This is a genomic window from Methylohalobius crimeensis 10Ki (assembly GCF_000421465.1).
In the GTDB taxonomy this organism is placed as follows: domain Bacteria; phylum Pseudomonadota; class Gammaproteobacteria; order Methylococcales; family Methylothermaceae; genus Methylohalobius; species Methylohalobius crimeensis.
Window position 1 is genome coordinate 1,004,154 of record NZ_ATXB01000001.1, and the last position, 16,227, is coordinate 1,020,380.

Genomic DNA, 16,227 nt, shown 5'->3' on the forward strand with positions numbered 1-16,227 from the left:
CAAGTATAGACGATTGAGTTCGCCAAAAATGTGATCGGCAGCGACGGATCGATTATTTGGCGAGATGGAAGCGAACCTGTTTGACCGCGTTGCCTTCCATTTCCAGAATTTCCACTTGGAATCCGTTCAAATTAAGGCTGGTTCCGGAAGTAGGGATCATTTCCAAGTGCTCCATGATCAAGCCGTTCAGGGTTTTGGGGCCGCGGGTGGGCAGGTGCCAACCGGTGATACGGTTGAGTTCCCGCACCGAGATGCCGGCATCGACGAGATAGCTTTCCTCGGTCTCTTTTTTGACTTGGCTGGGATGCCCGGTCAATTCCCCGACCAATTCCTGCATGATGTCCTCCAAGGCCACCAATCCCTGGACATCGCCGTATTCATCCACCACCAGGGCAAGGCGTTTGCGTTGCCGCTTAAAATCCGCCAGGGCCTGGTGCAACGGCATGTTTTCGGGCACGAAGTAAATTTCATCGAGGGCTTGGCAGATGGTTTCCTTGGTGGGAAGCTCGGTGGAAATTAAGGGAAGCAGGCTGCGGATATGGAGTACGCCGACGAGGCTGTCGAAATTCTGCTTGAACACCGGCAAGCGGGTGTGGCGGCTGGTTTTAATCTGCTCGAGGATGGTTTCGATGGGGTCGTCCAGGTTGATGCCTTGGATATCCTGCCGTGGCACCATGACGTCCTCCACGGTGGCGCTTTCCAGATCCAGAATGGTCAGCAGCATATTGCGATAACGCCCCGGCAGGCGGGCATCGGCTTCCGCGACCACCGTGCGCAGTTCCTCGGTGGACAGAAGGTCGCTGGTGCCGTGTTTGAGCCGAATGCCGAACAGAAACAGCACGATGTTGGCCAGCAGGTTGACGAGCCACACCAAGGGATAGAATAGCCGGAGCAGTGGCAGAAGAATCCAGACGGCGAAGAAGGAAACCTTTTCCGGATGGGTGGCGGCGACGGTTTTGGGGGCGACTTCCGCGAAGATCAGGATCACCAGGGTCAAAGCACCGGTGGCGATGGCGATCCCCGCTTCTCCGTAAATACGCAGAGCGATTACCGTGGCCAGGGAGGAAGCCAGGATATTCACGAAGTTGTTGCCCAACAGGATCAAGCCGATCAACCGGTCGGGACGGTCCAGAAGCCTGCGCGCGCGGAGTGCGCTGGCTTGCTTTTTCTTGGCTAGATGCTGGAGCCGATAGCGGTTGAGCGCCATCAAGGCGGTTTCGGAGCTGGAGAAAAAGGCGGACAGCAGGATTAAAACAGCTAATGCGCCGAATAATACGCTCAGCGGGATATCGTTCAAGGGGAGATTTACTCCGTGTTTGTTATACGAGTGAAGATTTCTAAGGCTTGAGTAAGAGGATGTCAAGTTGGGATGCTTCGCCCTCGGAATGAATGCGGCAAAATTTTGACATTCGAAGGGGGCTGATTTACTTTCCTCCCTCCGATGCCATATAACCTTATCGCAGCGATGAAAGCACCATCCATATTGCTCGTGGCGCCCGAGGGGGAGGAGCAAAGCCAAATCCAGTTTATTCTGGAGTATAGCGAATATTCGGTCCGCCTGGCGGAGCCGGCTGCTTTGGAGTCGGCGTTGATGGAAGGGGGGGATTATTACGCTGCCATCCTGATAAGCGGCGGGGGGTTGGCTCAAAGTGTGCGGGTATTGCGCCAAACTACGCCGGATGTTCCGCTCGTGATCATGCGAAAACGGAATGATGGGACCCCCTTGCCCTCGCCGGTGGAAAGCGAGATTACTGCAACGCTGGATTGGCCGACCACCTATCCGCAATTGATGGCATTGATGCATCGGTTGCGAGGGCGCCGGGATAGAATCGATGGAAACGGGACCGCGCCGCGCAGCGGCCATCTTTCCACTCGGGAGGTAGCGGAAAAGCGGCGGCCATTGGAATTGTTTCGCAGTTTGAGCGGAACCAGTACCGCGATACAGCGGGCTTGGCGGTTGATCGAACAGGTTGCCGACACCGAAGTGACCGTGTTGATTCTGGGCGAGTCGGGGACCGGCAAGGAAGTGGTGGCGCGCAATTTACATTATCATTCTTCTCGCCGCAGCAAGCCCTTCGTTCCGGTTAATTGCGGAGCCATTCCCGGGGAACTGTTGGAAAGCGAATTGTTCGGGCACGAAAAAGGCGCGTTCACCGGTGCCTTGAGCTCGCGTCAAGGACGCTTCGAAATGGCCGAAGGGGGAACCCTGTTCCTGGATGAAATCGGGGACATGCCCTTGGCGATGCAGGTCAAATTATTGCGGGTACTTCAGGAACGTTGCTTCGAGCGGGTCGGCAGCAGCCGGTCCGTGGACTGCGATGTGCGGGTCATCGCGGCGACGCATCGAAATCTGGAGGAAGAGATCGGGGCGGGGCGTTTCCGGGAGGATTTGTATTATCGCCTCAACGTGTTTCCCCTCGAAGTGCCGGCGCTGCGGGAACGCAGCGAAGACATCCCCTCGCTGGTGGCGGATCTGATCGCGCGAATCGAATATGAAAAACGCGGTTCCATTCGATTGACCGCCGCCGCTCTGGAAACGCTCAAACACTATGATTGGCCCGGCAATGTCCGCGAGTTGGCCAATTTGATCGAGCGCTTGACGGTGCTTTATCCCTACGGCGTGGTGGATGTGGGAGATTTGCCGGAAAAGATCTTGCCTCGGATCGGCGGAGAGGCCGAGCCTACTGTGAGGGATTCCCCGCCCCCGAGTATCGCCGAGGATCAACCGGCGGAGGAGGGGAGTTCCGGGCGCCAAGCGGCGAGCATCGAAACCGGGACGTCCCAAATCCGCTTACCTGAGGAGGGGCTGGATTTGAAGGAACACTTGAGTGCGCTGGAGAAGGACTTGATCCGCCAAGCCCTGGAGGAGTCTCAAGGGGTGGTCGCCCATGCCGCTCAGCGCTTGAAGATGCGCCGCACCACCTTGGTGGAGAAGTTGCGCAAATATAACTTGCGTGAAGAGTGAGAAAGAGGCGCGCCGGATCTGCCTGCCGGCTTGGCGGGTGTCAAATTTCCGACTTAGAACCACCCGGGCGTCACGAAACGACGCCAATCGGTCCTTTCGTAGGGGAACGCGAACCGATCGTTCTTGGAGTCCCTGCCCTTAAGTTTTTGATGTAACTTATATTTATTTATTGGCATCGTCCTTGCAATATTTACGTTCGGAAAGTGGACGAACGAATAAGCGAGTAGACGGTGATCGAACTTCGCAAATCGGCACGACAGGCAATCCGGATAGCCGACGGAAGCCACGGCAAGGAAACGGAATATAGAAAACTCCAAGACGCCTTCGAGTTATTCAATCAGCTTTCCCGGACCTTGACCGATTCGTATCGCGAACTGGAGGGCCAGGTTGCGCGGCTCAACCGGGAATTGGCCGCGGCCCGGAGCGAGCGCCTAAAAGCGCTGACCGAAAAGGAGAAGTTGGCCACCAAGCTGCAACGCTTGCTCGAGGTCTTGCCGGGCGGCGTGATCGTGCTCGATGGCCAAGGTCGTATCAACGAATCCAATCCCGCCGCGGTGCAATTGTTGGGAGCGCCTTTGGTGGGAGAGTTTTGGACGGACATCAGCGCCAGCCGTTTCGCCGAGGAAAGCGACAATCCTCACGAACGGCGCTTAACCAATGGCAGAACCGTCAGTATTTCTGCTTCCCAGCTTTTCGAGTCGGAAAGTTCTTTGGAAAGCGGCCGGGGTCAAATTTTGCTGCTCGCCGACGTGAGCGAAATGCGTACCCTGCAGGAATTGCTGGATCAACATAAGCGCCTCTCGGCCATGGGAGAAATGGTCGCGGAACTGGCCCATCAAGTGCGAACGCCCTTGGCGACGGCCATTCTCTATGCATCCCACCTGCAGGGCGATGAAGTGGATGAGGAGAGGCGCCGCCGTTTCGCCGGCAAGATTGTGGATCGCCTTCATCATCTGGAACGCCAGGTCAACGACATGCTGATTTACTCTCGCAAGGGGCGCTTGGCCACCGAGAGCGTTTCGGTGGAGGATTTCCTGCAATGTCTTCGGCAAGCGGCCGAACCGCTTTTTGTTCCGACTTCGGTCGAGTTGGTGTTCAACAATCAGACTTTCGGCGGCGAGCGGTTTCGAGGGAACGCGGAGGTTTTGGAGGGGGGGATTCTTAACCTCCTCAACAATGCCTTCGAAGCCGTAAGCGAACGCGGCCGGGTAGAGATCCGCGCGCAGCGCGCGCGCGAATGGATTGTTCTGAGCGTGATCGATGACGGCGAGGGCATGGATGAGGCGGTTCGAGCGCGTATTTTCGAGCCTTTTTTTACCACCCGCGCCAGCGGGACGGGGTTGGGATTGGCGGTGGTCGACGGCATCGTTCGCGCGCTCGGAGGTTTTATGCGCTGCGATACTTCGCCCGGGGGCGGAGCGGCGTTCCACATCCACTTGCCGCCGGCGGAGGAAGATGCCCCTCTGCCGGGTGGGTATCACGACGGTCGGGCCGGAAACAGGAGGTAAGCGATGACGGGATCAGCTTCCGAACGGTTTGAATCGGATATCCTGGTGGTGGAGGACGACCGGACGCTGAGCGAAGCCTTGTGCGACACCCTGGGATTGGCCGGTTATCGGGTGCGATGCGCCGTGGACGGGGGCGATGCCTTGGCTCAATTGGACAAGTATCCGGTCAAGCTGGTGCTCAGCGACGTCAAGATGGCGCCCATGGACGGACGCACCCTGTTGCAGAATATTAGACGCCGCTGGCCGGAGTTGCCGGTCTTGTTGATGACCGCTTATGGCACCATCGAGCAGGCGGTGCGTGTCATCCAAGCCGGCGCTTGCGACTATTTGGTCAAGCCGTTCTCGTCGGAAGTGCTGAAAAAGCAGGTCGAACGCTATATTTCCCTATCCACCCACTCCCATTGCGAGTCGACGGCCGCTCCGGCCATGCGGCGGATGTACGAGTTGGCCCGGCGGGTCGCGCCCACCGATGCGACGGTGCTGATTTTGGGCGAATCCGGCACCGGCAAGGAGGTGCTCGCCCGTTATTTGCACCGGCATTCCTACCGGCAAGGGAGGCCGTTCGTCGCCATTAACTGCGCGGCGATACCCGATCAGATGCTGGAAGCGGAGTTGTTCGGTTATGAGAAGGGAGCTTTCACCGGTGCTTACCAATCCACTCCCGGCAAGCTCGAAATGGCTCACGGCGGCACCATTCTCCTGGATGAAATCTCGGAGATGGTCCCCGCGCTTCAAGCCAAATTGTTGCGGGTGCTTCAAGAGCGTGAAGTGGAAAGGATCGGGGGGCGTCAAATCCTGAAGCTGGACGTCCGGGTGTTGGCGACCTCCAACCGTAACTTGCGCGACGAAGTCGCCGCGGGTCGATTTCGGGAAGATTTATTTTATCGGATCAACGTATTTCCCCTGCAGATCCCCCCCCTGCGCGACCGCCGCCGGGATATCGTCCCCTTGGCGGAGGTGTTGTTGAAGCGGCATGCCGACGGCAATCGCTTGCCGTCCTTGTCGGAGGAGGCGGTGAAGAAGCTGCAATCCTATCCCTGGCCTGGCAACGTGCGCGAGTTGGAGAATGTGATCCAACGCGCTTTGATTTTGACCGGTGACGACCGGATTCGGCCTTCGGACTTGATCTTCGACGAGCCGGATTGCGTGTCGGCCGAGGATTCCCGGACTATCCTTGATCAAAACGACACCTGTGTAGAGGGGATAAAACCCATGCTCTCCGAGGCCGGCGGTCGCGGTGGAAACGGAGCGACTAAATTGGAGGAGAGCGTGCGCTGCGCCGAGGAGCGAATTATTTTGACCACGCTGAGGGAAGAAAACGGTAGCCGCAGCTCCACCGCCAAGCGCTTGGGCATCAGTCCCCGAACCCTGCGTTACAAGATCGCCAAAATGCGCGAAGCCGGCGTTTCGGTGCCGGGTTGATGCATTTGGCGTCGCATATGGATGGCATGAAAACTGCGAAACATATGCCTGACCGTTCTGCCGGGAGCAGAACGGGACGCCGCGAAGCGGCGCCCGGAGGGTGCGCGCTATGAATGGGGCGCATCAAAAGTTAAGCGGGTATGGACGAGGTAAAAGCCGATGAGTCAAACCGATATCAACAGCATTCTGGCGCAAATGCGGGTGCTGCAAGATCAGCCGGGACCGAGCAAGCCCAACCGGGAAGCGGCCGAAACGGATTTCTCCGCTCTGCTTAAGGATTCGATCGATACGGTCAATGAAACCCAGCAACAGGCGGGTAATTTGAGCGAAGCTTTCGAGCGCGGAGAGGAAGATGTTCCCTTGGCGGAAGTCATGGTGTCCCTGCAAAAAGCCAACGTATCCTTCCAGGCCATGGTCCAGGTGCGCAACAAGTTGGTGGAAGCCTACAAGGACATCATGAACATGCCAATGTGAGCTTTTCCCGGTCGCTACCGCGAACAGGCGAATAAACTTGATAACCAAAGTGAAGCATGGAATTGGCGGACAGCAATCACAGCGGCGTTCCCGCATCCACGGAGAGTAAACAAATGACCCGATCCAAGGAAGGGGCGCTGATGTCGGTGGAGGAAGGCAACCAATCACCATCGCCGAATTCGGTTCTGCAAAGCTGGCGGGAACTGTCCTGGCAGCGGCAGTTGGGGTTCGTGTCACTCATCGCCGTGGTTGTCGCCTTGGCCGTGGCGGTACTTTTGTGGGCCCAGACCCCCGACTACAAGCCGCTCTATATCGATTTGAACGAGGACCAAGCCGGAGAAATTCTGGAGTCCTTGGACCGGCTTGAGGCGGATTATAAAATCGACCGCCGCCGCGGAACCATCATGGTGCCGGCGGACGCGGTCCACGAGCTGCGGCTGCGGTTGGCGGCGCAAGGTTTACCTCGCCGGGATGAAGGCGGCTATGAAATCCTGGAAAAGGAATCCGGTTTCGGGACCAGTCGGACGCTGGAAAAGGCCCGCTATCAACGGGCTTTGGAAGGAGAGATCGCGCGTTCCGTCATGACCCTCGAGGGGGTAAAGGCGGCGCGGGTGCATCTGGCGCTCCCCAAGGAATCGGTTTTCGTTCGCCAGCGCAAACCTCCCAGCGCATCGGTGGTGCTGCAATTGATTCCGGGTCATGAGGTGGGGCGTGAACAGGTGCAGGCGATCGGGCATCTGGTCGCTTCCAGCGTACCGCGTTTGATTTCGGAACAGGTGACGGTAGTCGACCAATACGGGCATTTGCTCAATTCCGACGAGCCGGACGAGGATGATCTGTCCCTCACCGACAAGCAGTTTGAATACAAGAAAAAAGTGGAGAGCTACCTTGCCGAAAGGATCGAGAATCTGTTGAGTCCGCTGGTGGGGCGGGAATCTCTGCAAACCCAGGTGGCGGCGGATATCGATTTCACCAAGGCGGAGCGAACCGAGGAGCTTTACAACCCCGATCCCTCCGCTTTGCGCAGCGAGCAGCTGGAGGAAGGGCAGACGCGCAACCAGGGTGCGCAAGGCGTGCCGGGTGCCCTCACCAATCAGCCACCGGCGGCGGGCACCGCCCCGGAAGAGACCGCCGCCGAGGCACAAACCGGCGAGGGGGAAAAATCCGCGCCGACAGAATTTCATAAGAAGCGCGTCCGTAATTACGAATTGGACCGCACCATCAATCATATCCGCCAGTCCCGCGGCGAGATTCGCCGCCTGACCGTGGCGGTGGCGGTGGACAACATCGAAGTGCCCGGGGAAAACGACACAGTGACTCATCGCCCCTATACTCGGGAAGAACTCAATAGCCTGGTTGCCCTGGTGCAGCAGGCGGTGGGTTATGATGCCGACCGCGGCGATCAGGTGACGGTCACCAACGTGGCTTTCCGCGGCAACGAGGCCATTGCCCCCCCGCCGCCGCTACCGCTTTGGCGACAGCCCTGGCTCTGGAATCTGGGTAAGCAATTGGCGGCTCTGATCGTGGTATTGATTTTGATATTCGCGGTTTTGCGGCCGCTCCTGCGGGCGCTGTTTCCGCCGCCGGAAAAACCAACGAGCGAGCAGGCGAGAACCGAGATCAAGGCGGAAGTCGAGAGTGAAATCGATGAGGAAGATCGGCCTTCGACCCTGGAGCAGGAGAGCGAGGAATTGCTGCGCCTGACGGGTCCGCAAACTTATGAAAAGCGGCTCGGATTTGTCCATCGCCTGATCGAAAACGATCCGGATCGGGTCGCGCAGGTCATCAAGAACTGGATTAGCGAAGATGGCAGAAAATAAGGAATTAAACGGAATCGATCGCGCCGGTTTGTTGATGCTGGCGGTCGGGCATAAAAACGCGGCCCAAGTCATGAGGCGTCTGGGACCCAAGGACGTGCACATGGTCAGCCTGGCCATGGCGAGACTGGAGGATATCCGCACCGATGCGGTAGAGGAAGTGGTGGAGATGTTCCTGGAACACATCGGCGGGCAAACGTCCATCGGCGTGCGACCGGAGGAATATATCCGCAGCGTCCTCATGGAAGCCTTGGGCGAGGACGAGGCACAATTACTGATCGATCGGATCCTGCTCAACCGCAACAGCCGCGGAATCGAGCAGCTTAAGTGGATGGAGCCGCGCGCCATCGCCGAAATGCTGCGCAACGAACATCCCCAGATCGTCGCGATTTTGTTGTCATTGCTGGACGCCGGCCAATCCGCGGCGGTGCTGGAGTATTTGCCCGACAACATGCGCTACGACACGGTGATGCGGATAGCCGGACTCGAGGCGGTGCAACCGGACGCACTCAAGGAACTGGATGCGATCATGGAGGAGCAATTGATGGGCAAGACCAATCTCAAGTCTTCCAATATCGGCGGTGTGGAGAGAGCCGCCGAAATCCTCAACGTCACCGAAAGCGGGATCGAGAACGGCATCATGGAGCAACTGGAGGAAAAAGCGCCCGATTTGGCGCAGCAGATCCAGGACAAAATGTTCGTTTTCGAAGATCTGGCCCAATTCGACGATCGCAGCACTCAAACTCTGTTGCGCGAGGTGTCCACCGATACCTTGCTGCTGGCCCTGCGGGGAACCGACGAAGCCCTCAAGGAAAGAATTTTCGGCAACATGTCGCGGCGGGCCTCGGAAATGCTGCGGGACGATCTGGAGGCGGCGCCTCCGGCCAAGCTGAGCGAAGTGGAAGCGGCCCAGAAGGATATTTTGCAAATCGCCCGGCGTTTGGCGGATGCCGGAGAAATCATGTTAGGCGGAGGGGGAGATGAGCTCGTCTAAGAACCCATTTTCTTCCGAAGAAATTGAGACGGCCGCCCCGCTGCAATGGCCGGAAGTGGTTCCGGAATCCCCTTCCTTGGAGAATTCCCCCTCCGATTCGCAACTCTCCAAGGATTTTGTCGCGATTTTGCGGCAAGATTTGAACGACGCCGAGGAAGGGCAGGAAAAACCTCCGGCCGAGTCGGCCGCTTCCGAAGGTTTGGCGGCCATGCACCAACAGGTCTTCGAGGAAGCGGTTCGGTCGGGACGCGAGGCCGGCTATCGGGAAGGCTACGACAAAGGGAGTCAGGACGGCTACAAGGAAAGCTATAACGAGGGTTTTCAGCAAGGTTACCGGGAGGGTCGAGAAAAAGGAGCGGCGGAAGGCCGGGCGGAGGCGAAGCGGGCGCTGGACAACGAGGTGGCGTATCTGGGCCAGTTGATGGGAGCCTTGAGCGAGCCGTTGGCCCAGGTGGACGACCAGGTGGAGAAGGAATTGACCACGCTGGCGATGACGGTTGCCAAACACCTGGTGAGGCGGGAATTGAAAACAGATCCGGGCCAGATCGTCGCAGTGGTGCGGGAAGCGCTGGCCGCACTTCCCATGTCCCAGCGCCAAGTGACCTTGTTCATGCATCCCCAGGATGCCGAATTGGTTCGATCGGCATTGCATCTCGATGAGGCCAATGTGCCCTGGCGGATCGTCGAGGAGCCGCTGATTAGCCGGGGAGGTTGCCGGGTGGAAACCGAGGTGTCCCGTATCGATGCCACCGTGGAAACCCGCATGGCGACGGTGATCGCCGCCGCCTTGGGAGGAGAGCGCGCCGAGGATCGGGAGGTAGGAAATGTCGGCGGCGATTGAGGATCCGACGCCGACGGTGGAACGTCCGGCGCCAACGCCTTCTCCCCAGCGTACCCAAGAATGGTCCCGGCGGCTTCGGGCGGTGCGCGGTCGGTTGGAGCGTCCTCCCTCGGTGACGGTGGAGGGCAAACTGTCGCGCATGGTGGGGTTGACTCTGGAAGCGGTGGGTTGTCAGGCGCCGGTGGGGGAGCGCTGCTGGGTGGAAACCGCCGATCGCGCCAAAATCGAAGCCGAAGTGGTGGGATTCGCCGACGAGCGTCTCTATCTGATGCCGGTAGGCGATGTCCACGGATTGGAGCCCGGCTGTCGGGTCATTCCCAGCGGTAGCGCCTGCGCCGCGAAGGTCGGCACGGGACTGTTGGGGCGGGTGCTCGACGGCGCCGGTCATCCCCTCGACGGAAAAGGTCCGCTGGCCTACGAAGTCACACGGCCTCTGCAGGGACGCCCGCTCAACCCGCTTTTGCGCCAACCGGTGGAAGATCCCCTGGACGTCGGAGTTCGGGCCATCAATGCGCTCTTGACGGTGGGTCGGGGACAGCGATTGGGATTATTCGCCGGTACCGGGGTGGGTAAGAGCGTGCTGCTGGGAATGATGACCCGTTTCACCTCGGCCGATGTGGTGGTGGTGGGCTTGATCGGTGAGCGGGGGCGGGAAGTCAACGATTTCGTACGCAAGATCTTGGGTCCGGAGGGATTGGCGCGCGCGGTGGTGGTGGCCACTCCCGCCGATCAGCCGCCCTTGATGCGCCTGCACGGTGCGTTCTTGGCGACCGCCATCGCCGAGCATTTTCGCGACCAGGGTAAAGACGTTCTGTTGTTGATGGATTCCTTGACTCGCTACGCCCAGGCCCAGCGGGAGATCGCCCTGGCGATCGACGAACCGCCGGCGACCAAGGGGTATCCGCCCTCGGTGTTCGCCAAGCTCCCGCGTCTGGTGGAGCGCGCCGGCTGCGGCGAGGAAGGCACCGGCTCCATCACCGCCTTTTATACGGTGCTGGTGGAGGGGGACGATGCCAGCGATCCCATCGCCGACGCCGCCCGCGGGATTCTGGACGGCCACATCGTGTTGTCGCGGGAATTGGCGGAGGCGGGTCACTATCCGGCGATCGACATCGAGGCTTCCATCAGCCGGGTAATGGCCGATATCGCTCCGGAGGCGCAGCTCGAGGCCGCCCGGAAGCTCAAGAAATGTTACGGCTTGTATCAGCGCAATCGGGATTTGATCGCCGTGGGGGCTTATCAACGGGGCTCCGACCCGCGCATCGATCAGGCGATCGCTTTGCAACCGAAGATCACCCCATTTCTTCAGCAAAGTATGAATGAAGCGGTGGATTTGAACGACAGTGCGGCCGCCTTGCAATCCCTATTGCCGGCCGATTTGTCTGTTTGAGCATGAGGTTATATGACCCGCGTTCGTCGGCTTGAGCAATTGGCGGAACTGACCGCCAGGGAGGAAAAACAGGTCGCCAAGCATCTGGCTGACGTCGGCCGTCGATTGCAGGAGTCCGAAGCACAGCTGCAGTCCCTATGCCGCTTCCGGACGGAATATGCTGAACGCTACCAACAGGAACAGGGAGCCATCAGCGCCCTCCACTTGGGCGAGTTGCGGGCCTTCTTGAGCAATCTGGGGCGGGCGATCGAGGAACAGGAGGCGGCGTTGCAACAACTGCGGCAAGAATATGCCGCCTTGGAACAACGCTGGCAGCGAATTTATTGCCGTCATCGCGGAATCGGAAAGGTGCATGCCGATCTGCGCCGCCGAGAGCAAGAGGCGCGGGAGCGGCGAATCCAGGTTGAATTGGACGATCGCGCCGCGATCAAGCGGCAAAAAAGAGACTGAGCGCGATCCATCTTCAAGTTTGAGGTGGGAATGGCTTGATGTTTGCTTATATTTTGGCGGGTAAACGCTGGGGAGAATGAGATCATGCAATTGGATTTGAGCGGCGGGTTGGCTTCGGTTTTGACGGAATGGTTGCCTCAAGCGGGAAGATCTTCGGAAGTCCCCAAGGAAGCGGGGGCGGAGTCGGAAGACTTTGGAGCGGTGTTTGACGGTATTTTGAATCGGTTGTTTGCCGCATCCGGCAAGGAAGATCCGCGGAACCCCGAGTCCCTGGCCAAAATGGTTTCCGAGCAGTTGATGAATGGCCGGACACAAGCCTTCGAGCGGGGCCGGTTGCGGCTCGACTCCTCTGCACCCGGCGGAGAGAAGGGCATGCTTCTGGAGGATCTGAAGGCGATACGGGATCAGTTGGTGGCGTCGCTGCAAAGATTGTCCGCGCAAAGCGTGACCACGGCCAGGGAGACGGGCCAAATGCCTCGCGGCGAGGAAGGCCGCATGGGCGTCACGGAATCCTCCGCTCCGAAACAGCTTGGCAAAATGGACGCCTTGCTGGCGAAACTGAAAGATTTAAGCGATCGCCTGGAATCGTCGGGTCGGTTTCGAGGAGAGGAGGGAAGCGTCAAGGAGGAGAGCGAAGTCGGCGAGAAAATGCTTTTACTCGTCGGTCAGTTAGCCGAGGCGGCGATCGAATCGGGGCGAAAATCTCACCAATCAGGAGGCCTACCGGATGAATCGAGCGCCAGGCTCGGAATGCAGGAGCGAGCATCTGGCGGTGGGGAATTGCCGCTTTCGGATGCACCCGATCTAATTGAGCGGATCAAGCGGGAAATCCGCGAATTGGTAAACCAGATGGCCGCCGGTGAAGGGGCGTCCGAGACCGGGGTCGAAGGCGCCCGAGTGTCCCGCCCGGTTGCTCAGGAACTGGCGTATTTTGAAGCGGAGATCGATGCCGAGGATGCGGTCACTGTGCGAGAAGAGAAGCGCGCTTCGTCCTCCTCGATGGCGCGAGGTTTCGAGGCGATTCGAGCCGCGTCTTCCTCATCCGGGGATGTGGCTGGCGAGGCGAAGGCCGACGCCACGGAGATCGGCAAACAAAGCGAGGGGAACGCGGATTCCGGCAAAACCGCCGGAGAGCCCGCTGTCTTGAGCGAAGCGACCAAGTCCTCCCTGCGCCATTCCCCGTCGATGGAGCAGCCCTCGGTCCTGGGTGCGGACGGTTCAGTGCGTCCGGCGCTCGGAGCCCCGGGAGGCAATGGAGCGGCGACGGATTCGAAGAGCGTCGGGCTGGAGTTACAGCGTCCCTTGGATCATCCCGAATGGGCCGACGAGTTGGGCCAGCGGCTGATCTGGATGCGCGGTAAATCGGTTCAGGCCGCCGAGATGCGCCTCAATCCGCCCCAATTGGGACCGGTAGAGGTCAGAGTTCAAGTACACGAAGATCAGACCAGCGTTCAATTCGCATCTTCCCATGCGGCGGTGCGGGAAGCCATCGAGTCGGCGCTGCCGCGTTTGCGAGAGTTATTCAATACGCAGCAATTGCAGCTGGATCATGTGGAGGTGGCCGCACAGTCTTTCGAAGATCGGAACCATTCCCAGACCCGGCAGGAGCAGTCCGGCTCTTCGCCCCGGCATTACCGACGCGAAACGGAAAATATGGCATCTACAGAATCAGGCCAAGAGGGCGGGCGGCCGTCGGTGAAAATCGGCGGCCGCCTGTTGAGCCTCTATGCCTGATCAGTCCATATCGCCGGGTTCCGGTTCCGGTACCCGCTTGACCGTCTGGTCGGCGTTCTCTTTGGAAGAATCGGCGGGCGGTGACTTTTGCTTTTCCCCCTTCGGCGGGGCTTCGTTGGTGCCCGCCGGCTCCGACTTTGCTTGAGGTTTGGACGGTTCTGCCGTCTCCCTCTCGGCTTTCCTCGGCCGGCGCACGTTCTTTTCCGCCGGTGTTCCCGAGGATTTAGGCGGTGCTTCAGATGCCGGCTTGTTGACCTCCTTGGACTTGGAGGTGGCGGGCGTGCCCTTTTCCGCGTGTTCCGACTCTGCAGGAGGCTGATTGCTATTGGCCGATTGCTCCGGTGCCGTGCGTGGGCTCTGGCGCCGGCCGCCGCGCCGTCTCCGGGACGAACCGCGACGGTTCCCGGGGCGTTTCCGGGGTTTGGGCGGCGTGCCGTTTTCCTCTTTGCCCGAATCCAATAGCTTGGGAGAGAGATTGTCTCCTTCGGTTGCAGCTTTGGGCGGCGCCGCTGATCGAGCGCTTTCCCGGCGCGGGCTTTGATTCTGAGGTCGCCGTCCCCGGCGTCGGCCATTGGGTTGCCCTTGGGTCGGGGTGCGCCGGGGCGGGGGAAGGGCGGCTTGGGGAGCGGGTGGTTCCGGCGGGGATTCGGCGGGTCGGGCGCCGCCGATGAGCTTCTGCCAAAACCGTTTGATCAGTTCGGCCGAAGAAGCCCGGCTGCGGATCGGGGCCGGCGTGGTGGGAAGGAAATCCCTGACCGCCGGTTGCTCGATCTTACGCGCACCTTCGGTGACGAAGGCAGGGACTTCGCCTTTCTCCTGTGGGATGTGGGTGTAGCTGGGCTGCTCGGTTTCTTCGCCGGCACGGATGCGTTGGATTTCGTAGGCCGGCGTTTCCAGGTGCTTGGAGGGGAGGATGATGATGCTCACCTCGTGGCGCTTTTCGATTTGCTCCAGCGCCTCGCGTTTTTCGTTGAGGAGGTAGGTCGCCGGTTCCAATGGAAGTTGGACCACCACCCGGCCGGTATTGGGTTTGATGGCTTCTTCTTCCACGATGCGCAGGATCGACAGCGCCAGCGATTCGGTGCTGCGAATCGTGCCTTGGCCTTGGCAGCGGGGGCAGGGGATGAGGCTGGATTCTCCCAGCGACGGGCGCAGCCTTTGGCGCGACATTTCCATCAAGCCGAAGCGCGAGATGCGACCGGTCTGAATCTTGGCCCGATCGCTTTTCACCGCTTCCCGAAGTTTTTGCTCCACGGCGCGTTGGTTGCGCATCGAGATCATGTCGATGAAGTCGATCACAAACAGCCCGCCCAGATCCCTGAGACGCAACTGGCGGGCAATCTCTTCGGCCGCCTCCAGATTGGTGTTGAGGGCGGTTTCTTCGATGTCGCCGCCTTTGGTGGCGCGGGCCGAGTTGATGTCGATGGAGGTCAGCGCTTCGGTATGATCGATGACGATCGCTCCGCCCGAAGGCAGAGGCACTTCGTGCTGATAGGCCAGTTCGATCTGGCTTTCGATCTGAAAGCGGCTGAACAGCGGCACGGTATCCTCGTAGAGTTTGGCCTTGCCGATAAAGTGCGGCATGACTTGCTGGAGGAAGTTGCGCACCATCCGGTAATTGGACGGATTGTCGATGAGAATCTCGTCGATATTGGCGCGCAAATGGTCGCGCAGGGCCCGGATGATGACGTTGCTTTCCTGGAAAATCAAAAAGGGTGCCGACCGCTGTTCGGCGGAACGTTCGATGGCTTCCCAAAGCTGCAGCAGGTAGTTGAGGTCCCACTGCAATTCTTCGGCGCTTTTGCCGCTGGCCGCGGTGCGGACGATCAAGCCCATGCCTTCGGGTAGGTCGAGAGAAGCGATGATCTCCCGCAGGTCGCCACGGGCCTCTCCCTCGATCCGGCGTGAAATGCCGCCGGCCCGGGGATTGTTGGGCATCAGCACCAGATAACTGCCGGCCAAGGCGATATAGGTGGTCAGGGCGGCGCCTTTGTTGCCGCGCTCTTCCTTCTCGATTTGGATGACCAATTCCTGGCCTTCGCGGATCAAATCCTTGATCTCGGATCGACTTTGATCCGGGCCTAGCGGATGGGAAAAATAGACCGGCGCGATTTCCTTGAACGGCAGGAAGCCGTGGCGGTCCGCGCCGTAGTTGACGAATACCGCTTCCAGGCTGGGTTCGATCCGAGTGATGGTGCCCTTATAGATGTTGGCTTTCTTTTGATCTCGGGAGGGAACCTCGATGTCGAAATCGTAAAGCTTTTGGCCGTCTACCAGAGCGACGCGCAGCTCTTCCGGCTGCGTCGCATTGATAAGCATTCTTTTCATTCTGATATTCCTTTTGCGTCCGAGCGAATGAGTTGGAAGCGGGTAGGGACGGAATGGCGTCCGCGGAAAGAGTGGTGAGCGCAGCTTTGTCGGGCGCGCTCGAACCATGCCCTGGAGTTCTCCGCTTGACCCTGCTTCCAGAGGTTTCTTTCATTCGTATTATATGTTTGTTTATCCAGGTGATGATTTGAACCCAATAAAAATCGATTTGCGCCTTTTGTCACAGGCTTTATTCTTTTATGACTCGAGGATCGGCGCTTTGTTCTGGGCAGGGAGGGTAGAAGCTCCGCCCGGGCCCCCTGCC

The 16,227-nt window shown here is 59.4% G+C and carries 12 protein-coding genes; 10 read left to right on the forward strand and 2 right to left on the reverse strand.

Translation table 11 applies throughout. The annotated features are described in order from the left end of the window. Positions 1 to 52: 52 nt before the first annotated feature. Positions 53 to 1,297 (reverse strand): HlyC/CorC family transporter, encoded by a 1,245-nt coding sequence (locus tag H035_RS0105200; RefSeq protein ID WP_022947941.1) that lies wholly within the window; start codon positions 1,295 to 1,297, stop codon positions 53 to 55. 168 nt (positions 1,298 to 1,465) lie between these two features. Between H035_RS0105200 and H035_RS0105205 the strand changes: the two genes are divergently transcribed. From H035_RS0105205 to H035_RS22145, 10 genes are all read left to right on the forward strand, one after another. Then, entirely contained in the window at positions 1,466 to 2,965 is a 1,500-nt protein-coding gene (locus H035_RS0105205) for a sigma-54 dependent transcriptional regulator (RefSeq protein WP_040574347.1), read from the forward strand. Positions 2,966 to 3,195: 230 nt separating this feature from the next. Further along, positions 3,196 to 4,473, forward strand: a complete 1,278-nt coding sequence (locus H035_RS18275; protein ID WP_022947942.1) for a sensor histidine kinase — start codon at positions 3,196 to 3,198, stop codon at positions 4,471 to 4,473. A gap of 3 nt (positions 4,474 to 4,476) precedes the next feature. After that, positions 4,477 to 5,895, forward strand: coding sequence for a sigma-54-dependent transcriptional regulator (locus H035_RS0105215; RefSeq protein ID WP_022947943.1), 1,419 nt, complete (start codon positions 4,477 to 4,479; stop codon positions 5,893 to 5,895). A 159-nt stretch (positions 5,896 to 6,054) separates the two neighbouring features. Further along, positions 6,055 to 6,369: a flagellar hook-basal body complex protein FliE gene (fliE, locus tag H035_RS0105220; protein WP_022947944.1), complete on the forward strand. Its 315-nt coding sequence runs from the start codon at positions 6,055 to 6,057 to the stop codon at positions 6,367 to 6,369. Between the two features lie 113 nt (positions 6,370 to 6,482). Then, the gene (gene fliF, locus H035_RS0105225; RefSeq protein WP_084684936.1) at positions 6,483 to 8,189 is read left to right on the forward strand and encodes a flagellar basal-body MS-ring/collar protein FliF; all 1,707 of its coding nucleotides are present in this window, start codon (positions 6,483 to 6,485) and stop codon (positions 8,187 to 8,189) included. Continuing rightward, complete coding sequence (gene fliG, locus H035_RS0105230) at positions 8,176 to 9,180, forward strand: flagellar motor switch protein FliG (protein ID WP_022947946.1); 1,005 nt, start codon at positions 8,176 to 8,178, stop codon at positions 9,178 to 9,180. The genes fliF and fliG overlap by 14 nt, the downstream gene beginning before the upstream one ends. Continuing rightward, a complete protein-coding gene (gene fliH, locus H035_RS20700; protein ID WP_022947947.1) occupies positions 9,167 to 10,021 on the forward strand; it encodes a flagellar assembly protein FliH in 855 nt (284 codons plus the stop codon). Before fliG ends, fliH begins: the two co-directional genes overlap by 14 nt. Continuing rightward, entirely contained in the window at positions 10,005 to 11,411 is a 1,407-nt protein-coding gene (gene fliI, locus H035_RS0105240) for a flagellar protein export ATPase FliI (RefSeq protein ID WP_022947948.1), read from the forward strand. The genes fliH and fliI overlap by 17 nt, the downstream gene beginning before the upstream one ends. 12 nt (positions 11,412 to 11,423) lie before the next feature. Further along, the gene (gene fliJ / locus H035_RS0105245) at positions 11,424 to 11,861 is read left to right on the forward strand and encodes a flagellar export protein FliJ (RefSeq protein ID WP_022947949.1); all 438 of its coding nucleotides are present in this window, start codon (positions 11,424 to 11,426) and stop codon (positions 11,859 to 11,861) included. 84 nt (positions 11,862 to 11,945) lie between these two features. Continuing rightward, complete coding sequence (locus tag H035_RS22145) at positions 11,946 to 13,595, forward strand: flagellar hook-length control protein FliK (RefSeq protein ID WP_022947950.1); 1,650 nt, start codon at positions 11,946 to 11,948, stop codon at positions 13,593 to 13,595. Here H035_RS22145 and H035_RS18290 read toward each other — a convergent pair whose 3' ends face one another. Beyond that, on the reverse strand, positions 13,596 to 15,923 hold the full coding sequence (locus H035_RS18290) for an Rne/Rng family ribonuclease (protein WP_022947951.1): 2,328 nt from the start codon (positions 15,921 to 15,923) through the stop codon (positions 13,596 to 13,598). Positions 15,924 to 16,227: the final 304 nt, after the last annotated feature.